General features: G+C 39.5%; 5 protein-coding genes. 2 read left to right on the top strand and 3 right to left on the bottom strand.

Annotated features, from left to right (window positions below; genetic code table 11):
- Positions 1-88: 88 nt before the first annotated feature.
- On the top strand, positions 89-787 hold the full coding sequence (locus B3D47_RS14390; protein ID WP_286862703.1) for a DUF1826 domain-containing protein: 699 nt from the start codon (positions 89-91) through the stop codon (positions 785-787).
- 499 nt (positions 788-1286) lie between these two features.
- Here B3D47_RS14390 and B3D47_RS14385 read toward each other — a convergent pair whose 3' ends face one another.
- The 3 genes from B3D47_RS14385 to B3D47_RS14375 form a co-directional block, all read right to left on the bottom strand.
- On the bottom strand, positions 1287-2612 hold the full coding sequence (locus B3D47_RS14385; protein ID WP_286862701.1) for a PQQ-dependent sugar dehydrogenase: 1326 nt from the start codon (positions 2610-2612) through the stop codon (positions 1287-1289).
- Positions 2613-2799: 187 nt separating this feature from the next.
- The gene (locus B3D47_RS14380; protein ID WP_286862699.1) at positions 2800-4524 is read right to left on the bottom strand and encodes a bifunctional protein-serine/threonine kinase/phosphatase; all 1725 of its coding nucleotides are present in this window, start codon (positions 4522-4524) and stop codon (positions 2800-2802) included.
- 50 nt (positions 4525-4574) lie between these two features.
- Positions 4575-5384: a formate/nitrite transporter family protein gene (locus B3D47_RS14375; RefSeq protein WP_000323725.1), complete on the bottom strand. Its 810-nt coding sequence runs from the start codon at positions 5382-5384 to the stop codon at positions 4575-4577.
- Positions 5385-5668: 284 nt separating this feature from the next.
- Between B3D47_RS14375 and cynS the strand changes: the two genes are divergently transcribed.
- On the top strand, positions 5669-6118 hold the full coding sequence (cynS, locus tag B3D47_RS14370) for a cyanase (RefSeq protein WP_004894766.1): 450 nt from the start codon (positions 5669-5671) through the stop codon (positions 6116-6118).
- Positions 6119-6141: the final 23 nt, after the last annotated feature.

Below are 6141 nucleotides of genomic sequence, written 5' to 3'. Positions count from 1 at the left end.
TTTGATTTATGAAAGAGATCTATTATTTATTTCTAAACATCAAAGTGTATTATTGAGCACGGTTTATAAATAGCGACTTCATTTTGAAATGACCAATATCTTTTCTGGCAATCCTCAAATTCGAGTGGTTTCGACTTTTTCTGAACTCGTATATTCGGATTTTCTGGGCGAGGTGAATGCCATCTGCTGGTCTAGAAATTTGTCTGGTGATTTTAATGAAATCGTTGCTAAACTTGATTTAAAAGAAAATATGACTGAAGTTTCTGTTAAAGATCTTTTGGCGCTTCAGCTTTCTGAACAAGGTCATGTGGCTAGAGAAATCATATTAAAAGATATGCAGCTATTGACTGACTACGGCGCTTCTCCTTGCCTGAATTTGCTGAAATGCTATGAACGGGATGATGAGTTTGATTTTATTTCGACCGATGTCTATTCCTACCATGTGGATCGCTCCCCTATCGAAACGGATACATTTTTATGCACCTATCACGGTGCTGCAAGTGAGATTTTGCCCAATGACCAGGTTGAGCAAAAAATCTTGATTCCTGAAATCAGGGAACAACTCAAGCAGTTACATGACGGACCAGAAACTGAGTTTAAGGCGTTTCTGGAAAAATATTTCTTCGATCTGCATTATCGGGCTAAAGCTGATGCAAAGCCTGTCAATTTAGGCACGGGAAATCTTTGGCGACTTGCTGTTGATCATCCAGCACAGCAAGTTTTACCCTGTGTGCATAGAGCTCCTGTTGAAAATGATGGAGAATATAGATTGCTATTAATTTGTTAAATTAGCTTCTTAGGAGAGGTTAATTATAGTTATTTGGTCAAGCAATGATACCTAAAGGTTATATAACGTATTAATTATTTTTTAATAAAAATCATCAAGATAATTTGGTTTAAGTGCATTAGAAGTGAATATATTTACAAGAATTTTCATATAATGTTTTATTTTGTATAAAAGTGTTATTTTTTGTAGGAAATTGCTTACACAAATTAGAGTAATTACCCTATTTTCTATCGTCAAAATTTTTGACATTATATTTCACATAAAGAGTCAGCAAGGAAAGCTGATAATAATCGCATTATAACGATAATAAGTCGCCAAGACAGCGAACTTACCGGGATAGTAAGTGATAAAAGAAGAGACTACAGCCGCTAAGCCTTATAGTTTTGGGAGAGACTATAAGGCTTTTATTTTTCTGAATATTTTCCTAAGTAAAACTATAGCATACTAATATTTAGTTTTGGAATGTAAACATCAATATCCTTATCCCTTTTCTTGCTGGTTAACGGACCTGTTCATCTGGTGACACACGCCAAATCGTATCTCCTACATCATCAGCAACCAATATTGCGCCTGATAAATCTACTGTTACACCCACTGGCCTTCCTAATGCCTCTCCATTTTTGCTTAAAAAGCCTGTCAGGACATCTTGTGGGGTACCTGAAGGCTGACCATTACTAAATGGTACAAAAATTACTTTATAGCCACTATGTGGTTTTCTGTTCCAAGAACCATGCTGACCAATTAGTGCACCACCGCGATATTGAGGCATTAACTCAGCTTTATAAAAACTCAAACCTAATGATGCCGTGTGGTTGCCCAATGCATAATCCGGTTTAATCGCCCGTGCTACCAGTCCGGGATTTTGCGGCTTTACCCGTTTATCTACATGCTGACCATAATAACTATAAGGCCAGCCATAAAAAGCACCATCTTTCACTGAGGTCATATAGTCAGGTACCAAATCATTCCCGATTTCATCCCGCTCATTGACTACAGTCCATAATGCTCCACTTTGAGGCTGCCAATCCATGCCATTAGGATTACGTAAGCCAGTTGCAAATGGACGTGCCTTAGAACTGGCCATATCAAATTCCATGATCAGAGCTCGTCCTTTTTCTTGGTCTAGGTCATTTTCAGCTACATTGCTGTTGGAGCCAACTGTAATGTAGAGTTTGGTTCCTTCAGAATTGGCAATCACGTTTTTGGTCCAATGATGGTTTAAGGGACCTGCCGGTAAAGCCAATACTTTGCGACCACTTTCTTTGATTTGAGTCATACCTTGCTGATAAGGAAAACCTACTAAAGCATCTGTATTCGCTACATATAGTGTATTTCCAACTAGGGTCATGCCAAATGGTGAGTTTAAATTCTGCAAAAATACTGTTTTCTGATCAGCAACGCCGTCATGGTTATTATCACGAAGTAGACTAATACGGTTAGGACTTGGATGAGAAGATCCTGCCCTTTTCATGACCATTTTCATGATTTTACCCTTAATCCCCTGACTATCTTCAGGCTTGGGCGGCGCATCAGTTTCCGCCACCAATACATCTCCATTCGGCAGAACATAGAGCCAACGTGGATGCTGAAGACCTTTGGCAAAAGCCTGCACTTTTAAACCCGCAGCCGGTGTAGGCATAGTATTTACCGGCCAGCCTTTGGCTGGTGCGATATTAACGACAGGGAACAAACTGGATTTAGGTTCAGGCAGCTCAGGTTGAGGACCATAACTGTCTGTAATCGGAGACTTGGATGACGATGTACATCCAGCGAATGTCAATATTATGGCAGTACTCAGGATAGACGATAAAATTTGAGCAGACATTTTGGTTCCCTGCTTTTTTGTTGTTATCTGCTTATCTTAGAAGTCTATTCAAATGACAACTATAGGGTTCTTGTTTTATCTGGTTGTTGATTGATTGCTGCGCTTTTGACATTCAATCTCATGGTCTAGTTTGAATAAAAACTTATCTATATACCGCTAATTTTAAGCATAGTTTGATCCTGTCTTTTCAAATAAATGGCCATGCAATACTCAGTAAAAATAATAGCCCTAATACGGCACAACTCATTTGCCAAAAACGTAAAGGATCACGTTCAATGATTGCTGGTGGTTTAGAGTTTAATAATTCTTTGGAAGGATGCGTTAGATTATGAATGAGTTCAGACAAGGCCTCAAAACGATGTGTCGGTTCAATACTCAGCGCTTGGCTTAAAATTTTATCTAACCATATAGGTAAATCAGGCCGATATTTCCTGATGGAATGATATTGAACTTTTTTAAGCTGCTTTAAACTGTTACAGCGAGCTAAATCTGTGCCATAAGGTAATTGTTTGGTCAGTAAATAATAGGCCATAACCGCCAAAGAAAATTGGTCTGAATGTACAGATGGCGAATGATCAATAAAATACTCTGGTGCCATAAATGCCAAGGTTCCGAGTGCTCGATTCGCATTTTTAGGATTAATTTCGACCAGACCTCTTACTGCTGTTGAACCATAATCAATCAGTTTAATTTTCATGGCATTTTCTGCATTTAAAACCATGATGTTCTTTGGCCGTATATCCTGATGCAGCATCTCCAGCCGATGCATTGCATTTAAAGCCAAGGCCGTTTGTTGCAAAATTGGTAAAATATCATCGAGCTTTAAAGGCTTTTCCTGGCGATGCAGCCATTGAGCCAAGGTTTCACCCTGCAAATATTCATAACATTGGAATAAATATTTTTTCTCAGTGTTATGTGGATAACACTGCATCAGGTTGTCATGCTTCAGACGTTTTGATACCCAATCTTCGAGTTGAAACTGCTCTACGGCATTTTTATCTTGCTGTAAATCTACCCCCAAAGTTTTTATGACCAAAGGCTGCTGCTGAGTATCGTGTGCCAAATACAGGCAACTGCGATGATTTTGGTGCAAAATCTTATCAATCACATAACCTTCAAAAACTTCACCTTTACTGAGCTGTTGTGGAAATACATAATCCTGCTGAATATGAAACTGATTCAGTTCAGGCAGCTGTTCTACACGGATTACCTGGAGACTTAAGTTATCATCACTGCCCTGTTCTAAGGCTTTTTCAACTAATGCTTTGGCAAGTTGATTTAAATCTGCATCTATTAAAGTTAAATCTAATAATTGTTGATCTGTGACAAATTCATAGACCCCATCGGTCATCAGTAAAAAAATATCTTTTTCTTTGAGCTCAATATTTCGATAATCAATTTCAATACGATAATCTGCACCTAAGGCTCGGCTGAGATAATGCTCTCTGGATGACAACCAGACACGATGATCATGGGTCAGTAATTCAATTTCATGATCGCGAATGCGGTAAATACGACTATCACCAACATGAAAAATATGGGCTTGTTGCTGTTTTAAAATCAGTGCAGATAAGGTACAGACATAACCTCGGTCTTTATCAAAACGTCCTTGACTTTGTTGAGTCTGTGCATAAAGCCATGAATTGGTCGCGCGGATCACCCGTTCTGCTGAAGTCTGTGTACTCCAGGCATCTGAAGTAGAATAATAGTCAGATAAAAAACTGCCAACGGCGGTTTCTGCTGCAAGATGACTGACATTACTGCTACCGATTCCATCCGCTATAACACAGGCAATACCTTTCTGTTTCAGCACATGTCCTTCGGGCAGATATACTCCATGGAAATCCTGGTTCTGTTGTTTAATTCCGGCAGTAGAATATTGCCCAATACTGACTTTTAATGTTTTTTTCATGCTGAAAGCTCAAAAGGGATCTATACGATCCCTTTATAAAATGGTGAATATTAAAATTCTTTTTTAACACCAGTACGGACATGGGTGGTATAAAGTGCCAGACCTGTTAATGCCAAACCACCCACCAGATTACCCAAAGCAACCGGCAATTCATTCCATAGGAAGTAGTCAGCAATCGAGAAGTCACCGCCCATCATCATGGCAAATGGAAACAGGAACATGTTCACTACAGAATGCTCAAAGCCCATGGCAAAGAACAGCATAATTGGCATCCACATGGCAATGAATTTGCCACTCACCGTAGTAGACATCATCGCGCCAATGACACCTAATGACACCATCCAGTTACACAGCATGCCACGGATAAAAATAGTCATCCAGCCGGCGAATCCGTATTCGGCATAACCTAATGTCCGCTCCTCGCCAATATGCGCAATTTTCACACCGACTGGGTTTGGATCCGCTGCAAAACCCATGGTATAAACCGCTGCCATGAGCACCGCAACAACCAAACAACCTGTAAAGTTCCCTACAAACACCAAGCCCCAGTTTTTTAGAATACGTCCCCATGTGACCCCTGGGCGTTTATCTAGCCATGCCAACGGCGTAAGTACAAATACCCCAGTTAACAGGTCATAGCCCAATAAATACAACATACAAAAACCAACTGGAAACAGGAGCGCACCAATTAGTGCTGATCCTGTTTGCACGGCTATGGTAATGGCAAATACCGCTGCCAGTGCCAAAATCGCACCTGCCATAAAGGCACGAATCAATACATCACGGGTTGCCATATGTAATTTGGATTCACCCGCATCTACCACTTTTTTTGCAAACTCTGCAGGAGCAAGATATGCCATGTCATCGTCCTCATTTTTAATATCTGGACCTGTTTTTAAACAAAAAGACGCCTAAGGTCTTTAAAACCTTAGGCGTCATTGCCTTAAATATCAGAACAGGTAATTTTGTTATGGCGCCATTGCCATGATTGTTATAAATAAAGCAAAAGCTGTGCCATAAATTATTTAAAAATCATTCAATTTTTTACGCTCTATTTAAAACTAATTTGGTCCTCTAGTTGGCATGAGAACTGCATTAATGAAAATTCATATAAATGTATTTCAAAAATAATCTGGAGATTTTTATGATTACCCATCGTCAACAAGTAACTGACATGATCATTTCAGCGAAAGTTTTAAAGTCAATTAAATGGGCAGATGTCGCCAAGGAAATTGGTCTTTCTAAAGAATGGGTAACGGCTGCCTGCCTGGGACAAATGGCATTTAATAAACAGCAGGCAGAGAAAGTTGGTCAGATTTTTGACCTTAGTGATGAGGCAGTGGCATGGCTGCAAATTGTACCTTACAAAGGCTCTTTGCCAACCAGTGTTCCTACTGATCCTTTAATTTACCGCTGGTATGAAGTTGTAAATGTATATGGTTCGACTATTAAAGAGCTGATCCATGAAGAATTTGGTGATGGCATTATGAGCGCAATTGACTTTAGCATGGATATTCAGCGTGAGGAAAATCCAAACGGTGACCGGGTAAATGTCGTATTGTCTGGCAAGTTTTTACCTTATAAAACCTATTAATTAACCGTTTGATCAAGCCATCA

Source organism: Acinetobacter sp. UBA3461 (genome assembly GCF_002381195.1).
In the GTDB taxonomy this organism is placed as follows: Bacteria; Pseudomonadota; Gammaproteobacteria; order Pseudomonadales; family Moraxellaceae; genus Acinetobacter; species Acinetobacter schindleri.
This window is presented reverse-complemented; position numbering and strand designations above follow the sequence as displayed.

Excerpts from the sequence above, each read along its gene's own strand:
- B3D47_RS14390 (WP_286862703.1), top strand. The coding sequence starts at position 89 with ATGACCAATATCTTTTCTGGCAATCCTCAAATTCGAGTGGTTTCGACT.
- B3D47_RS14385 (WP_286862701.1), bottom strand. The coding sequence starts at position 2,612 with ATGTCTGCTCAAATTTTATCGTCTATCCTGAGTACTGCCATAATATTG.
- B3D47_RS14380 (WP_286862699.1), bottom strand. The coding sequence starts at position 4,524 with ATGAAAAAAACATTAAAAGTCAGTATTGGGCAATATTCTACTGCCGGA.
- B3D47_RS14375 (WP_000323725.1), bottom strand. The coding sequence starts at position 5,384 with ATGGCATATCTTGCTCCTGCAGAGTTTGCAAAAAAAGTGGTAGATGCG.
- cynS (WP_004894766.1), top strand. The coding sequence starts at position 5,669 with ATGATTACCCATCGTCAACAAGTAACTGACATGATCATTTCAGCGAAA.